17 protein-coding genes are annotated in these 16,389 nt (G+C 43.7%); 9 read left to right on the plus strand and 8 right to left on the minus strand.

All coding sequences use genetic code 11. The annotated features are described in order from the left end of the window. Positions 1 to 27 precede the first annotated feature (27 nt). The gene (locus tag NI468_RS10095) at positions 28 to 591 is read right to left on the minus strand and encodes a cytochrome b (protein ID WP_005252288.1); all 564 of its coding nucleotides are present in this window, start codon (positions 589 to 591) and stop codon (positions 28 to 30) included. Positions 592 to 808: 217 nt separating this feature from the next. On the opposite strand from NI468_RS10095, the gene NI468_RS10100 reads away from it, so the two are divergent. Further along, positions 809 to 1,180 carry a hypothetical protein gene (locus tag NI468_RS10100; RefSeq protein ID WP_004731585.1) on the plus strand — a complete coding sequence of 124 codons (372 nt, stop codon included), beginning with the start codon at positions 809 to 811 and terminating at the stop codon, positions 1,178 to 1,180. A gap of 59 nt (positions 1,181 to 1,239) precedes the next feature. Then, a complete protein-coding gene (gene rnhB, locus NI468_RS10105) occupies positions 1,240 to 1,827 on the plus strand; it encodes a ribonuclease HII (RefSeq protein ID WP_004731583.1) in 588 nt (195 codons plus the stop codon). A 95-nt stretch (positions 1,828 to 1,922) separates the two neighbouring features. Here the strand turns inward: rnhB and csrA are convergent, their stop codons facing one another. The 3 genes from csrA to alaS all read right to left on the minus strand — a co-directional run bounded on the left by csrA (position 1,923) and on the right by alaS (position 6,466). Then, a complete protein-coding gene (gene csrA / locus NI468_RS10110) occupies positions 1,923 to 2,177 on the minus strand; it encodes a carbon storage regulator CsrA (protein ID WP_004278972.1) in 255 nt (84 codons plus the stop codon). Positions 2,178 to 2,427: 250 nt separating this feature from the next. Beyond that, complete coding sequence (locus NI468_RS10115) at positions 2,428 to 3,708, minus strand: aspartate kinase (RefSeq protein ID WP_004278971.1); 1,281 nt, start codon at positions 3,706 to 3,708, stop codon at positions 2,428 to 2,430. Positions 3,709 to 3,772: 64 nt separating this feature from the next. Further along, entirely contained in the window at positions 3,773 to 6,466 is a 2,694-nt protein-coding gene (gene alaS, locus NI468_RS10120; RefSeq protein ID WP_171065870.1) for an alanine--tRNA ligase, read from the minus strand. 388 nt (positions 6,467 to 6,854) lie between these two features. Here alaS and NI468_RS10125 point away from each other — a divergent pair, with 388 nt between their 5' ends. Next, positions 6,855 to 7,877: a type I glyceraldehyde-3-phosphate dehydrogenase gene (locus tag NI468_RS10125; protein WP_005106504.1), complete on the plus strand. Its 1,023-nt coding sequence runs from the start codon at positions 6,855 to 6,857 to the stop codon at positions 7,875 to 7,877. Positions 7,878 to 8,069: 192 nt separating this feature from the next. Beyond that, a complete protein-coding gene (locus NI468_RS10130; protein WP_253101658.1) occupies positions 8,070 to 8,366 on the plus strand; it encodes a hypothetical protein in 297 nt (98 codons plus the stop codon). A gap of 44 nt (positions 8,367 to 8,410) precedes the next feature. On the opposite strand, the gene NI468_RS10135 is transcribed toward NI468_RS10130, so the two are convergent. Together NI468_RS10135 and NI468_RS10140 are read right to left on the minus strand one after the other, a co-directional pair. Then, positions 8,411 to 8,710: an AzlD family protein gene (locus NI468_RS10135; protein WP_005106506.1), complete on the minus strand. Its 300-nt coding sequence runs from the start codon at positions 8,708 to 8,710 to the stop codon at positions 8,411 to 8,413. Further along, positions 8,707 to 9,456 carry an AzlC family ABC transporter permease gene (locus NI468_RS10140; RefSeq protein WP_247144053.1) on the minus strand — a complete coding sequence of 250 codons (750 nt, stop codon included), beginning with the start codon at positions 9,454 to 9,456 and terminating at the stop codon, positions 8,707 to 8,709. Before NI468_RS10140 ends, NI468_RS10135 begins: the two co-directional genes overlap by 4 nt. A gap of 147 nt (positions 9,457 to 9,603) precedes the next feature. Here NI468_RS10140 and NI468_RS10145 point away from each other — a divergent pair, with 147 nt between their 5' ends. The 5 genes from NI468_RS10145 (at position 9,604) to NI468_RS10165 (ending at position 14,174) form a co-directional block, all read left to right on the plus strand. Then, complete coding sequence (locus NI468_RS10145; RefSeq protein WP_004645552.1) at positions 9,604 to 10,059, plus strand: Lrp/AsnC family transcriptional regulator; 456 nt, start codon at positions 9,604 to 9,606, stop codon at positions 10,057 to 10,059. Between the two features lie 206 nt (positions 10,060 to 10,265). Beyond that, the gene (locus tag NI468_RS10150) at positions 10,266 to 11,432 is read left to right on the plus strand and encodes an ATP phosphoribosyltransferase regulatory subunit (RefSeq protein WP_004278964.1); all 1,167 of its coding nucleotides are present in this window, start codon (positions 10,266 to 10,268) and stop codon (positions 11,430 to 11,432) included. 70 nt (positions 11,433 to 11,502) lie between these two features. Continuing rightward, entirely contained in the window at positions 11,503 to 12,822 is a 1,320-nt protein-coding gene (locus tag NI468_RS10155) for an adenylosuccinate synthase (RefSeq protein ID WP_004278963.1), read from the plus strand. A 160-nt stretch (positions 12,823 to 12,982) separates the two neighbouring features. Further along, positions 12,983 to 13,291, plus strand: coding sequence for a hypothetical protein (locus tag NI468_RS10160; protein WP_253101661.1), 309 nt, complete (start codon positions 12,983 to 12,985; stop codon positions 13,289 to 13,291). A 112-nt stretch (positions 13,292 to 13,403) separates the two neighbouring features. After that, a complete protein-coding gene (locus tag NI468_RS10165; protein ID WP_253101664.1) occupies positions 13,404 to 14,174 on the plus strand; it encodes a M48 family metallopeptidase in 771 nt (256 codons plus the stop codon). A 166-nt stretch (positions 14,175 to 14,340) separates the two neighbouring features. Here NI468_RS10165 and slyD read toward each other — a convergent pair whose 3' ends face one another. Continuing rightward, complete coding sequence (gene slyD, locus NI468_RS10170; protein ID WP_004278960.1) at positions 14,341 to 14,823, minus strand: peptidylprolyl isomerase; 483 nt, start codon at positions 14,821 to 14,823, stop codon at positions 14,341 to 14,343. Between the two features lie 136 nt (positions 14,824 to 14,959). Beyond that, positions 14,960 to 16,246, minus strand: coding sequence for an NAD(P)/FAD-dependent oxidoreductase (locus NI468_RS10175; protein ID WP_253101667.1), 1,287 nt, complete (start codon positions 16,244 to 16,246; stop codon positions 14,960 to 14,962). Positions 16,247 to 16,389: the final 143 nt, after the last annotated feature.

Raw genomic sequence — 16,389 nt, forward strand, 5'->3', positions numbered from 1 at the left:
AGAGCTGATTGAGTGTGGTTTTGCAGATTATTTTTTAGAAGATTTGGATTGTCGGGTCATGCTGTTGAGTACATGATCTTTATCGATAAAATGATGTTTCAGTGCTGCGAAAATATGTCCAACTAAAAGTAAGCCAACTGCCCAGGAAAGCCAGATATGTAGGGGTTTTACGATCGCGGTTACAGCCGGATTTTCTGAAATCAGTGCCGGCAGGTTAAATAAATATAGCACTGGTGCTGGATAGCCCAGACTCCAGCTATATAAACAGCCGGTGACAGGTAGGGCAATCAGCATAAAATACAAAGCCAGATGACCTGCATGTGCCAAAGTTTTCATCCGGGGTGACATAGTGTCCGGTAGTTCAGGGGCAGGGTGGGTATAACGCCAGAAAATTCGCACAACCAACAGGAAAATAATGGTGGTGGCGATATTTTTATGCAGGGTAATGACATCGCCTTTAAAGCTGCCATCGACCTCATAACTTAAAAAATTCCCACTATAAAAACCAATCAGCCATGCCGCAATAAAGATAACCGCCATGAGCCAGTGCAGCCATTGTGCCGTGCGCGTGTAATATTGTACTTTTTCCATGTGATTTTCGATTGCCCTCAAAGATGGATGCACCTTAGCAAAGGGCGAATCAACTCAGCAATTCCAAATCTGCAACGCTATGGTGGCTTTCATGCAACATCCATTGAAATGGCTGAGTGCAGATTAAACATTCAGGATGATTTATAGATTTCTTATTCAGGTGAATTTCGGCACAATAGCGACACGCTTCATATATGAATAAACAAGGAACAGATCTGTGAAAAAATTATTGATTGCACTTGCTCCACTTACTTTGGTTTTATCGGCTTGTGCAACAACAGGCAGCCCTGAAACGCAAACCACAACGCAACAGCTGGGTGGGGCTGCGCTTAAAATCGCGATCAATGCAAAATGTACGACTGAGCTGAATAATATTCCAGCATGGCAAACAGCTACACGTCTAATGACTACGACCCAAAAGCAGAATATCCAGACTGAAATTTGTGGCTGTGTCAGTGAAAAAGCGCCACAAAGTGTAACAGCGGTAGATTTGGCGACTGCAGCAATTGACCCGGCAGCACGTGCGACGATTGTCGGCAATGTGGTTGCAAAAACCATTAACGCTTGTGTAGCTGAAGCTGTAAACTAAGCCAAGATTAAATTGAAATAGGCTGACTGGTTCAGCCTATTTTTTATGGAAAAATAGACATGAAGATTGCTGGTGTAGATGAAGCAGGGCGTGGGCCATTAGTGGGTTCGGTGGTCGCTGCGGCAGTTATTTTAGATCCGAACAACCCGATTGAGGGTTTAAATGATTCTAAAAAACTCACTGAAAAGAAGCGTGAAAAACTTTTTATCGAGATTCAGGAAAAAGCGCTGGCATGGGCCATTGCTGAGGCTTCTGCGGCAGAGATTGATGAACATAATATTCTGCAAGCTTCTTTGCTGGCCATGCGTCGCGCTGTAGAAGCTTTGCCATTTCAACCAGAGCATGTACTAGTCGATGGCAATAAAATCCCTCAAGGCCTTCGCATGAGCTGTGATGCCGTGGTGGGTGGTGATGCACTGCATGCTGAAATTTCAGCAGCCAGTATTCTGGCGAAAGTAACCCGTGACCATCAGATGATCGAGATGGATCAGAAGCATCCGCAATTTGGCTTTGCCAAGCACAAGGGTTATCCGACCAAGGCACATTTTGAAGCGATTGCCTTACATGGCGTGATTGATGAGCATCGTCGCAGTTTTGGGCCGGTAAAAAAGGTGATTGCAGCATTACAGCAGGGTGCAGAACTTTAAGTTTTATTTTAAATTATCTAAGTATTTAATATTTTTGTATAAAATTTAGACAAATTTAAAGCGGCTCAAAAGCCGCTTTATTCTTCGCACAAACATTAACGGTTAAAGTTATTTTGTGTCTGGCTATCGTCTTCATAAGAAGGTTGGTAATCTTGATCGATATGTTGAAGATGTTCATGCATTGCACGTTCATGCTGGATACGCTGGTAAATCTCTTCACGGTGCACAGAGACTTCTTTCGGAGCATTTACCCCGATACGAACCTGGTTACCTTTTACACCAAGCACAGTCACACTGACTTGATCACCAATCATTAAAGTTTCCCCGACGCGTCGAGTCAGAATCAGCATGTTTTTCTCCTTGCAAAATGCAAAACCTGCAATCTATTGAATGTAAAACAAAAAGCACAACCAAAAATTACAAAATAAGATCTGGATAGAAATTCTGTCATCTGGGTGAAAGATTTTAATCTATCTCAGCTGGTTAAAAATCCTCAGGCTTAATATAACAGAGCCACTATAAAAAAAACTATAGTGGCTCTGCATTTTTGTAGACTTTTATAAAATACTGTCAAACAATGACAATATTCTGTCTTAACGCTTAAGCACGTGCGCTAGATTCGCCTTGTTCACGGTCTAAACCGAATGCGGTATGCAATGAACGAACCGCAAGTTCAAGATAATTTTCTTCAATGATCACAGAAATCTTGATTTCAGACGTCGAGATCATCAGGATGTTGATGCCTTCGTCTGCCAAAGCTGTGAACATTTTGCTTGCCACGCCGGCATGTGAACGCATGCCTACACCTACAATTGATACTTTTACGATATCTGAACGGGTCGCAACTTCACGCGCACCAATTTCTTGAGCAGTTGCTTCAAGAATGGCTTTGGCTTTATTTAATTCGCCACGGTTCACAGTAAAAGTGAAATCAGTTGTACCATCTTCTTCAACGTTCTGGATAATCATATCCACTTCAACATTGGCATCACCAATCGGGCACAAAATTTTAGAAGCAATACCCGGTTCGTCAGGCACACCTAAAATAGTTAATTTTGCTTCGTCACGGTTAAATGCGATACCGGAGATAATTGGCTGTTCCATGTTGTCTTCCAATTCAGTCGTAATAAGTGTACCAACGTTTTGCTTAAACTCTTCGTCGAATGCGCCATCGTTGTCATTGTCGAAGCTTGATAATACGCGTAAAGGCACCTGATATTTACCAGCAAATTCAACTGAACGAATTTGCAGGACTTTAGAACCGAGTGACGCCATCTCAAGCATTTCTTCAAATGAAATACGATCAACTTTTTTTGCTTTTGGTGCAACACGTGGATCGGTGGTATATACACCGTCAACGTCGGTATAAATCTGGCATTCATCTGCTTTGAGTGCGGCAGCAATTGCAACACCTGAAGTATCAGAACCGCCACGCCCTAAAGTGGTGGTATTGCCATGTTCATCAAAACCCTGGAAACCGGCAACGACAAGTACGCGGCCTGCATCCAGATTTGAGTTCAGGACTTCAGTATCAATGGATTCGATACGTGCCTTATTGAATGAGCTGTCGGTTTTCATGCCAACCTGGCGACCTGTTAGTGATTTTGCTTCAACTCCAATTGAGTTCAGCGCCATTGCTAACATAGAAATCGTAACCTGTTCACCCGTAGATACCATTTGGTCTAGTTCACGTGGGTCAGGGGTTTCGGTAATGGCCTTCGCTAAAGCAAGTAGACGATTGGTTTCGCCACTCATTGCTGATACCACTACCACTACCTTGTGGCCGTGGTCATGCCAGCGCTTTACACGACGAGCAACATTTAAAATGCGCTCGGGAGTACCCATAGAGGTACCGCCATATTTTTGAACGATTAATGCCATAGTTGTTCCATATAAGCCATGACCCTGATGTACCTATCAGGGTCAGTTACACAAAATTGAAGTTTTATTTTGCTGCAAGCCAGGCAGTTAAATCTGCCATCACTGGAGCAAACTTCTCGTTAAGTGGCGCGCCACCTTGTGCCAAGTCAGGTTTACCACCACCTTTACCACCTAGCTCAGTTGCCAAATGTTTGATGATGTCACCTGCTTTAATAGAAGCAGTAAAGTCTTTTGCTACAGATGCGATCAAGCTCACCTTGTCACCCTCTACACCTGCCAGAACAATCACTGCATTTTCTAATTTTGATTTCACACCGTCGTGCAGGTTGCGTAGTGCTTTTGCATCCATGTTTTCAACAGTTGTAATCAAGGTTGCACGACCTGCAATGCTTTGAACTTGGCTTAGAAGTTCACCAGCTTGCAGGCTAGCAAGTTTTTGATTGAGTTGTTCGATCTGTTTCTGCAAGCTCGATGCAGTATCAACCAGTGCTTCAACTTTTTCTAAAGTCTGGTCTTTTTGCGCTTTGAGCAAACCGTTAATCGTATTGATATCGCGATCGGCTTTTTGCGCAACTTCAACTGCTTTAATGCCTGTTACTGCTTCAATACGACGTACACCGGCTGCCACACCACCTTCAGAGGTGATTTTGAACAGACCGATATCACCGGTACGTTTTACGTGAATACCACCGCAAAGTTCGATTGAGAAGTTTTTCTCTTCAATCACTGAACCCATAGACAGTACACGTACTTCGTCACCATATTTCTCACCAAACAGCATCATCGCGCCTTTAGCCTTCGCAGACTCGATATCCAGAAGTTCAGTAGACACCGCAGTATTGGCAATCACTTCAGCATTGACCAAGCGTTCAATTTCTTGCAGCTGTTCAAAGCTTACAGGCTGGTCGTTGGCAAAGTCAAAACGTAACACGTCAGATGCAACCAATGAACCTTTTTGCTGTACATGTGAACCTAAAATTTGACGTAATGCAGCATGTAGCAGGTGAGTCGCAGAGTGGTTACGTGCCGTTGCTGCACGAATGTCTGCTTTAACCGTTGCTTCTACATTTTGAGTAACTTTCAAGTTACCCATAGTCACGATACCTTGGTGTACAAATGCACCACCAGATTTCTTGGTATCTTGAACTTCGAAAATACCAGTATCGTTTTTGAAGAGTCCTGTATCACCGATTTGACCACCGCTTTCTGCGTAGAAAGGTGTTTGGTTAAGTACGATCAGTGCTTCGTCGCCTTCAACCACTTCGTCAACTTGCTCGCCATCTTTGTAGATTGCGATGATTTGACCTTGACCCGCAGTTGCATCGTAACCTTCAAACTGAGTTTCACCTTCGACTTTCACAACAGAATTATAGTCGATTGCGAATTTGCCTGCATCACGTGCGCGTTGACGCTGTGCAGCCATTTCAGTTTCGAAACCAGCTTCATCAATGGTTAAGTCACGTTCACGTGCGATGTCAGCAGTCAAGTCAGTCGGGAAACCGTAAGTATCGTAAAGTTTAAATACTACTTCGCCCGGAATTACAGAACCTTTTAACTGCGCCAATTCGCCTTCAAGCAATTTCAGACCTTGCTCAAGTGTTTTAGCAAATTGCTCTTCTTCTTTCAGAAGTTGCGCTTCGATACGTGCCTGGTTGGCTGCAAGTTCAGGATATGCTGCACCCATCACTTCAATCAGTGGCTTCAACATTTTGTGGAAGAACGAACCAGTCGCACCTAGTTTGTTACCGTGACGTACTGCACGACGAATGATACGACGCAATACATAGCCACGACCTTCGTTCGATGGGTTTACGCCATCAGCAATCAGGAAGCAGCATGAACGTGCATGGTCAGCAACAACTTTAAGTGAAGCAGGGTATTCAACTGGTTTGTTTTCTGCTTGTGCTTTTGCTTCAAGTTCAGACGTATCTAAACCAATAATTTCAGCAGCAGCTTTTAGCAAGTGCTGGAACAGGTCGATTTCGTAGTTTGAGTTAACGTGCTGAAGAACAGCTGAAATACGCTCCAAGCCCATACCTGTATCCACAGAAGGCGCTGGAAGAGGGTGTAATACGCCATCCGCAGTACGGTTGAACTGCATGAAAACGTTGTTCCAGATTTCAATGAAACGGTCGCCATCTTCTTCAGGAGAACCCGGTAAGCCACCCCAGATATGATCGCCATGGTCAAAGAAGATTTCAGAACATGGACCACAAGGACCGGTGTCACCCATTGCCCAGAAATTATCAGATGCGTATTGACCGCCTTTGTTGTCACCAATACGAATAATGCGTGAAGCGTCTAGACCGATTTCTTTGTTCCAGATGTCAAAGGCTTCATCATCGGTGTGGTAAACGGTTGCATAGAGTTTATCTTTAGGAAGACCAAGCCATTCTTCGTTAGTCAAAAAGTCCCAGGCAAATTTGATCGCATCACGTTTGAAGTAATCACCAAATGAAAAGTTACCTAACATTTCAAAGAAAGTGTGGTGACGTGCTGTATAACCCACATTGTCCAAGTCGTTGTGCTTACCACCTGCGCGCACGCATTTTTGTGATGACACTGCACGTACATAATCGCGTTTTTCTAGACCTAAGAAGCAATCTTTAAACTGGTTCATACCAGCATTGGTGAACAGCAAAGTTGGGTCATTGGCAGGTACTAGAGAACTCGACGCGACACGTGTATGCCCTTGCGATTCAAAGTAACGCAAAAATGCTTCACGAATTTCAGCTGATGTCATAAAACGAGTACTCACAACCAAGTCACTCCATAATTTCCGATTTGGCTAAAACACCACAGTCTGACAAGCATACAAGAGCTCTGCTGCAATGCGGGGCTTAAAAATTTAAAACGCCAAATTATAACGGAAAAAGCAGTAGGCACCAATCATTTTAAAACCAATTGCGAAGGATTTATTTACTCAGGTTTTTCGCTGAATAATTAAATTGAATTTTCCCACAGTAGAATTCGTGGATATCCATCACATTAAAAATAACTGGAATTTTAAATGACCCAGATACAGACGGATGGATCAGAAATAAAATAATCGAAAATCAGTATTTTCTCTGAAGTTTTTTAATGTACGGCGCCAGAAATCCTTTAACATAGAAGAGTTTTAAAATAGGCATATAAAAGGTCGAGTCATGCAACGAGTGGCAATCAATGGATTTGGGCGTATTGGACGGAATGTACTGCGCGCATGGTTTGAAAATCCGAAAGATTTTAATTTTGAAATCGTTGCCATTAATGATATTGCCGATGTTGAAACCCTGATCCATCTATTTAAATATGACTCGACCCATGGCCGTTTTCCGGGGCAGGTGGATCTCAGCTATGATGCTGAACATATCTATATGCATATCAGCTATCAAGATACTGCATTAAAAGTACAGGTTTTGTGTGAGTCGCATCCGGCTAAGTTGCCTTGGCAAAACTTGACGGTAGATGTAGTGCTTGAATGTACTGGGCTATTCCGTTCTCGTGAAGCCGCGACCCAGCATATTGGCGCAGGGGCGAAACGTGTGATTATTGGCGCGGCACCTTTTGATACGGTCGATGCCGCAATTGTCTATGGTGTCAATCATCATGAAGTCAAAGCATCGGACCAGATCATTTCCAGTGTTTCTTGTACTACGCAGGCTTTGGTGCCACTGGTCAAAATTATTGATGATGCATTTGGCATCAGTAGCGCCCTGATGACCGAAATCCATGCTGTTACGGCGGATCAGTCGGTACTGGATCATGCACATCGTGATTTGCGACGTGCACGTGCCTCGGGCCATAACATCATTCCGACCACTTCGAGCGCACTCGGTGCCTTAAAGCGTGTCATGCCAAAAATGGAAGATCGTATTGATGGTTATTCGATTCGGGTGCCAACCATTAATGTGGCCGCGATTGATTTGACCTTTGTCTCCCAGTCGCCGATTACCGATCACAAGTTAAATGAAGTTCTGATTAAGGCTGCCCGGCAGGATTTTGCCGAAATTATGTCGGTAACGGACGAGCCCTTGGTATCGAGTGATTTTAATCATTCCCCGTATTCACTGATTGTTGATCTGACCCAGACTCTGGTGGTCGGGCATCAAGCTAAGGTTTTTGCCTGGTACGATAACGAGTGGGGCTATGCCAACCGTCTACTGGATTTATGTGAATCATTTCATTAAGTTCGGGTTATCTAAACCTCAAAAGCACCAAGACACGGTGCTTTTTTCTTTCCTATAAATATTCTGCAAGCCATGTTTTAAGAGAATTTGCCGGTAATTGATCGAAAATCAGGAATTGAGGCTGAATTATTTACGTTATCTGAAGCATTTTTCGTTAAGATAAAGACAATAAAATGAAATAAGAGCAAGCACATGATGGTGGTTTGGGGATTTATTATATTGCTGACTTTGGCGGTGATTTTTCTGATCTGGCTGCAGTTTAATCAGAATGATGAACCACGTAGCGTGGAAGGCGTGCCAGTCGAAGAAAAAATCCTGCATCTGGAAGAAAATTTGAAAAAGACCCTGGAAATTATGCAGGATCTAGCCAAAAAAATGCATTTGCAGCAGGAAGTGCTGGATCAGACCACAGCCAAACTTCAGCAGGTTGAATTGCAAAATGCCGAACTGGTCAGTTTGCTGACCAAAGTGGTCGATCCACAGAAATAATCCAAACCCCTTTAGAAATTATTTAAAGGGATTTTGTTTGAGTATTAGACGATTAAAATTCTTAAAACTGCGGCAGAAACCATACTGATGGCGACGATTGGTAATAATCCAAAACGCGTAGCGGCAAATAGCGTTAAAGCCAAGGCGATCAGGTCTGCAGGATGGTCTCGAACAAAATAGGGTGCAATTACTGAAATCAGCACGCAGCCAGGGACTACTTCCAGAATTTTTCGCTGACGCTGTGTCAGCGTTTTATTTTTTAATAAGACGTAGCCCAAGATCCGGGTTAAATAGGTGGTCGCAGCAATCAGAATAATAGCCACCAAGGTATTCATCTGGATCATGTTTGATCCTCTTGAATCAGGAAAAATGCCGAAGCGATTCCAGACAAGGCGCCAACCGGCACATACCAGCCCGCAGGTAAATATAAATAAGCCAAAGCCGCACAGACTAAACTGACCAGCCATGGCCGGGCAGCCTCAAAACCTTTCCACATACTTCTCAGTAACACCAGAAATACAGCAGGAAAGGCCATATCAAAACCAAAACGGTTGATGTCACCTAATACAGGTCCAAGTATGGCGCCGAGTGTGGTAAATCCGACCCACATCAAGTACAGGCAAAAACACAGGCCGGCATAATAAGGCATGCTAAACGCAGCACGATAACCCAAGTGCGCTTGTTTCCTTTGTGCATCAGCTAGACCGAGCGCCCAGCTCTCATCAACCATAAAAAACAGCGCCGGAAAAACTTTACGATTCGGGAGATGCTTTAAATACGGAACCAAACTGGCGCCCATCAACAGATGCCGGCTATTCACCAGAAAGGTAATGAACATCAGCATGAGTAAATTTGGTGGACTGCTCCAGACCTCCAGAATGGCAAATTCAGAACCACCGGCAAAGTTCAGGCCTGTCAGTAAAGGCACTTCGAGCAAGCTGAAATTCTTCTGTACCGCCGTCGCACCCAGCACCAGCGCAAAGGGGATAATCCCTAAAAGCATGGGAATAGAATCTTTCATGCCACGTTGAAATTCGCTGAAATCGGTAGGGATAACTACCGCTGCGGTGCTTTGTCTAAACAAAAGCATGGAAATGACCTAGGTACTGCAAAACTAGACCATATTTTATTGCGATATTCAGGCTATTTGCTGTTGTAATGCAAGTAACTTAGCTTTGATTTGAAATTAAATTGCGCTAAATTAAATTTAAGGGGTTTTAAATGCCAAGGCATAGACATGGATCAAATAGATAAACGCATTTTGCACGAGCTGCAAAAGAATGGAAAACTGCAAAATAATGAACTGGCTCAATTAATTGGCTTGTCACCGTCACCCTGTTTAAGACGGGTGAAACAGCTGGAAGATGATGGTGTGATTGAGCAATATGTCGCGCTGCTGAATCCGCAAAAGGTCAATTTGGCGATGAGTGTGTTTGCACGTGTCTGGCTCAAGTCTCAAGAGGCTGCCGTGGTCGATCAATTTGTCGAAGCGATCAAGGAAATGCCAGAGGTGGTCGAATGCCAGTTAATGGCAGGCGATTGTGATTTCTTTTTAAGAATTGTGGTGGCTGATCTGGATGCCTATCGTAAATTTCAGATTCATCATTTAACCCAAATTCCCTGCATTCAAAGCGTAAAAACTGAAATTCCATTGCAAACGGTTAAAAGCACGACTGCATTGCCTTTGGTTTAATACCGGATTTTTTCATGCTATTTGTTTTGAATGTGCATTAAAACGCTGATAGTTGACACTATTGTTGTTGATTTCATCAGGTAGCGAAAATTATAAAATTTGCGATGCACAGCCAAAACTATCGTGCTAGACTAGGAGAAATCGGGTGTGCTCCCGATTTTTTTATGCGGATTCGTTCCGCGCTGACAAGAATTTAGGTTTACAACATGCCCATTTCAGAGACATGGTTATTACCTGATGGTGTAGCTGATGTATTACCAGAACAAGCGCAAGTTATTGAAAGTCTGCGCCGTAAATCACTGGATTTCCTTGCATCTCGAGGTTATCAGCTGGTGTACACGCCATTCATTGAATACATCGAATCTCTATCTTCTCTCTCAGAATCGAATCAAGATTTAGACTTAGCCACTTTTAAAGTAATCGATCAGCTTTCTGGTCGTTTGCTTGGTGTGCGTGCCGATATGACACCACAAGTGGCTCGTATTGATGCGCATGTACATCCAGTGGAAGGTGTGGCACGTTACTGCTATGCAGGAACCGTTCTGCATACCAAGCCTCGCGGCTTTAACACCTCACGTGCACCACTACAGTTGGGTGCAGAGCTCTTTGGTTCAGATAGCATCGATGCCGATGTGGAAATGGTCGACTTGATGATCAGTCTGATTCAGGAGACAGGTCTGGCAGATGGTATCCATCTGGACTTAGGTCATGTCGGTTTATTCCGCAGTCTAGTGGCTCAAGCAGGCTTGAACAAAGTCGCTGAACAGCAATTATCTGATTTATACCAACGCAAGGCTTTGCCAGAATTAGAAGAATTCACGGCAGACCTGAAATTTGGTCAGGATTTCTATGCACTTGGACGCTATGCCAGCGACCTGGATGCATTGCAAGCGCATTTAAGTGCTGAAGTGTTGGCGAATCCAGCATTCACGCAAGCTTTTAATGTCTTGCAAACCACCAAAGATGAAGTTCAAACCCGTTGGCCAAACTTGAGTATTGGGATTGATGTGGTTGAATTACGTTCATACCATTATCATACTGGCCTAATGTATGCAGTCTATGCACCGAACCGTGCAGCTGCACTGGCACAAGGTGGCCGTTATGATGGCATTGGTGAACATTTTGGCCGTGCCCGTCCGGCAACCGGTTTCTCTTGTGACTTATATGCTTTAAGCGCAGGTCAGTTTGATGCGGTACAGGTCGTGGTTGCACCTAAAGGCACTGATGCAGAACTTCTGAATGCGATTCAGAACATTCGTGCACAAGGCTTAAGTGTAATTCAGTTACTGGGTAATGATGATTTAAACTCGATTCCATATGCAACGCACCAGCTGGTGAATGCGAATGGTGAGTGGACAGTCAAAACGATTTAACTGCTTGGCTCAGTGTTCATGTCGCTGAGCGGGGCTTTCAACTTTAACAGCATGATGTAATGAGGCTATTATGGGCAAGAATGTTGTGGTACTTGGTACCCAATGGGGCGACGAAGGTAAAGGTAAAATCGTCGACCTGCTCACAGATCAAGCGGCAGCGGTAGTTCGTTATCAAGGCGGACATAACGCAGGTCACACTCTTGTGGTTGGTGGTAAGAAAACTGTCTTACACCTCATTCCATCAGGTATTTTACGTGAAAACGTATTGTGCTTAATTGGTAACGGTGTTGTTCTTTCTCCTGAAGCGCTCATCAAAGAGATGGATATTCTTGAAAAAGAAGGCGTTCCTGTTAAAGAACGTTTACGCATTTCTCCAAACTGTCCATTGATTCTTCCGAACCACATCGCACTTGATCAGGCGCGTGAGAAAAAACGTGGTAATGCGAAGATTGGTACGACAGGTCGTGGTATCGGTCCTGCATACGAAGACAAAGTAGCGCGTCGCGCAGTACGTGTTGCTGACCTGGTACGTGGTGGTGAACATCTTACTGCTCAGTTAACTGAACTTCTGGACTACCATAACTTCCAGCTGACTGAATACTACGGTGTTGAAGCAGTTAAACTGGAAGATGTGCTGGCGCTTTGCGACGAATGGCGTAAAGTTGTTGCTCCACTGGTTGTGGATGTGACCACTGAATTGCATAACTACCGTAAAAACGGTGACAACATCATGTTCGAAGGCGCGCAAGGTTCACTTCTTGACGTTGACCACGGTACATATCCGTATGTAACTTCTTCGAATACAACTGCTGGTGGCGTAAGCTCTGGTTCAGGCCTGGGTCCTTTGCATCTTGACTATGTACTGGGTATTACTAAAGCGTACACAACGCGTGTAGGTGCAGGTCCATTCCCAACTGAGTTGGTGTATGACGCTGCAAATGACACGGGTGATGCAATTGGTAAACACCTGGGTACGATTGGTAATGAGTTTGGTGCGTCTACTGGCCGTCAACGTCGTTGTGGCTGGTTCGATGCTGAAATTCTACGCCGTTCAGTTGACGTAAACTCACTTTCTGGTATTTGCCTGACTAAACTTGACGTTCTTGACGGTTTGGAAGAAGTGAAAATTTGTGTGGGTTATGAAGCTGCAGATTCTGGTTGTGTCGGTTCTTCTGATGCGCTTGCATTCGAAACTTTAAAACCGATTTACGAAACTATGCCAGGCTGGTCTGAGTCAACTTTCGGTGCGAAATCACTGGATCAGTTGCCAGAAGCTGCATTGAACTATGTAAAACGTCTTGAGCAATTGATTGAATGTCCAATCGACATCATTTCAACAGGTCCAGACCGTGAAGAAACCATTGTTCTTCGTCACCCGTTTGATGCTTAATCTTCATTTGATTAAAGCTTGAATGATAAAAACCCATCTCCGGATGGGTTTTTTTATATCCTGAATTTATGCAGCTATTTCAAGACTAAAGTTGCATCGGTAATACTACGTGATGTGCTTTAACATAGCGGTATATAAAGAAAGAAAAATGAGCAGCAGGATGCAAAAAAATATATCGGCGACCATGTTTTATTCATTGTTATTCGCGATGGGTGGGGCGCCAACAATTGCCATGATGATTATTCGCGCGCAAACCCAAAATCCCGAGGTGATTTATGCGGCACTGATTGGTCTGAGTGTCATTATTGCCTGTGTTTTAGTGCCTATTATTTTATTGCAAAATGCTTTTTTATTTTTTAAACGTAAAGATGAAATACTTGAACAGAAAATCAAACCACTGAGTCAGGTTTACTTGGGCTTAAATATCATCTGTCTGATTTATTGGTTAGCGATACAGTATTTGGCTTAAAAATTACATAATTTATAAGAAGATGAATGAATTAAGCGTTTAGCTACTGCGCGCTTTCACTTATAATTTTTACAATGTAAATTGCCCTTGAGCCAAGGCGGAGTAAATTATAATGAAGAATAAACTTTTATTGAGTATGGCAGCTGCTACAGTCGTCACATTATCAGGTTGTACCACCATTGCCGATATGGCAGGGGCAGATACTGCGACCTTAAATGCATCTGCGAGCCAAAGCTATAATGCCATGGTCAATGATGCGCGCAATAAAGGTCAACTGGATACCAGTTCAGCCACCTATAAACGGATTAATAATGTATTTAACCGTTTGAAGCCAATTGCTAACCAGATGAATCAAACTGGTACAGCATTCCAGTGGCAATTGGCTGTGCTCAAATCTGATCAGGTCAACGCCTTTGTTGCACCAGGTGGTAAGGTTGTATTCTATACTGGTATCGTGACGAAGCTGAATCTGACCGATGCTGAAATTGCAGCGATTATGGGGCATGAAATGGTGCATGCCTTAGAAGAGCATTCTAAGCAGAAAATCGGTGCTCAAGCCCTGACTGATCTGGCCTTGGGTATTGGCTTAAATGCAGCAGGTGTAGGTCAAGGTGGCGCTGCAGCAGCACAATTAGGTAGTCAGATCGGTATTGGCTTGCCATACTCGCGTAATCTGGAAAGCCGTGCTGACCAAGGTGGTTTAATGCTGATGGCGCGTGCTGGCTATAACCCGAATGCAGCCATTACCCTGTGGGAAAAAATGAGTAAGCAAAGCAGCAGCGGTGTGGCGTTCTTATCGACCCACCCATCAAGCAGCCAACGTATTGCCGCAATGCGTCAAAATCTGCCAGCCGCTATGCAGATTTATAACCAGAACAGATAATTTGATGATCCTCCTTTAAAAGGAGAGCTAGATCGGATTATAAAGGCAGGGCAATGGCTCTGCTTTTTTTATGACTAATTGGGTAGTTAATATTCTACGGGCTATTTTCAGGCAATAAAAAAGGCAAAGTCAGACTTTGCCTTTTTTCACTCAAGATCAGAAGATCTTAGTGTTGGTGACCGCCTACACCGTGTACGTGACCGTGATCTAATTCTTCTTGAGAAGCTTCACGAACAGATACGATTTCAACTTCGAAAGTCAGGTCTTGACCAGCAAGTGGGAAGTTAGCATCAACAACAACATTGTCGCCTTCAACTGCTTTAACAGTTACGATTTGCACGCCGTCATCAGTTTGAGCTTGGAACTGCATGCCTGCCTGAATGTTGTCTACGCCTTGGAACATTTGCGCAGGAACTTCTTGAACTAGGTCAGGGTTGTATTCGCCATAACCTTCAGCAGCAGGAACGTTTACAGTGAATTTTTCACCTACAGTTTTGCCTTCTAACGCATTTTCTAAACCTGGGATGATGTTACCTGCACCGTGCAAATAGGCAAGTGGTTCACCTTGAGATTGGTCGAGAGTTTCACCCTCTGCGTTAGTCAATGTGTAGTGGAAAGAAACCACGAGGTTATTTGCAATAGCAGTCATGTTAATTGATCCATTCAATTTTTTAAGGGTACATCATAAAGTGAAATTGCATTTTTGTAGACTAAAATTAGCAAAAAAACGCAATTTGACAATTTTGTTGACGATTTTTTCATTGATTGGGCCAAATTCTGGAATTTCAATGCAATTTCAGCTTTGGAGAAATTTTTCGTGTAACAAAATCTTTTGCGGTGAGAATGCCAGCATGCGCATAACCATGAATGGTCGCCTGATGAATTCGATATAAAGAAACATACATCGATTTGGCAACAAAGCCTTGCACATTGACCTGACCGAGCAACTCGCCGACGGCTTTATTCTGGCTTAAGGAAATCAGTGAACCTTTGTCAGAAAATTTAAACATCGGTAAATAACTTTCTTCATTAACACGTGCTTTCAAGGCATTGGCCAGGAAATTGGCCTGTTGGCTAGCCACTTGTGCGCGTGGACCCAAGACCGGTTCATCTGCAGCAGGCTGGCAGTGAGCACAATCACCAAAAGCAAAAATGTCTGGATCAGATTTGGTTTGCAGGGTGGAGTAGACTTTCAACCGGTGAATATTGTCTTTTTCCATATCTTGCAGTTGTGCCAAGACTTCAGGTGCTTTGATGCCTGCAGCCCAGACTTTAATCTCGGCATCCAGACTTGAGCCATCTGCAAAATAAATCTTGTCTTCATCAACCTTGGCCACGCGGTGACTGGTCAAAACCTCAATGCCAAATTTTTCCAGCTGTTGCATGGTATGTTCGGCGACTTTCGGCGAGAGTGCAGTCAGAATACGATCCGCCGCTTCAATCAGGGTAATTTTGACTTTATTTGGGTCGACCTTGTTTAAGCCATATTTAAAGAAATTGTGTTTGGCTTCCACCAGTTCAGCTGCCAGTTCTACTCCGGTTGCACCGGCGCCAATAATCGCGATATTCAGTTCACGGCTCGAAGCTTCATGTTGAGCATTCAAGTAGAGATGCAACAGATCCTGCTGAAAGATATCAGCTTGTGGACGGCTGTCGAGAAAATGACAGAACTGTTTGACGCCTTCGGTATTAAAGTCATTTGAGGTAGAACCCAAGGCCAGTACCAGGGTGTCATAGTCGATGCGCTGGTTCTTCTTGGCTTGGGCTTTTTTGGAGAAATATTCTGTTTCTACCACAATCTGTTTCGCTTCACGATCCAGACCGGTAAATGTCCCCAAGACAAATTCATAATGATGTGCGGCTGAATGGGCAAAATAATTGGTTTCTTCTTCATGTGGATTTAAGGTGCCTGCGGCAACTTCATGCAGCAGCGGTTTCCAGATGTGCGTCAGTTTTTGATCGACCAAAATAATCTGGGCTTTACCGCTTTTACCCAAGCTCTCACCCAGCTGAGTCGCCAGCTCCAGACCACCGGCACCACCACCCACAATCACGATTTTATGTGCTGTCATATATGATTAACCTGTTTATTTTTTTAATAAAAATAAGAGAAATAGAGAGAAAATATACTATGGCATGCGCTAAAACGCGTCTTGATTAAAATTGTTATACAAATTACAAAACGTAGCAATTCTGTGAGAGCAGGTAAGTGTTG

Source organism: Acinetobacter lwoffii (assembly GCF_024129355.1).
Lineage (GTDB): Bacteria > Pseudomonadota > Gammaproteobacteria > Pseudomonadales > Moraxellaceae > Acinetobacter > Acinetobacter lwoffii_I.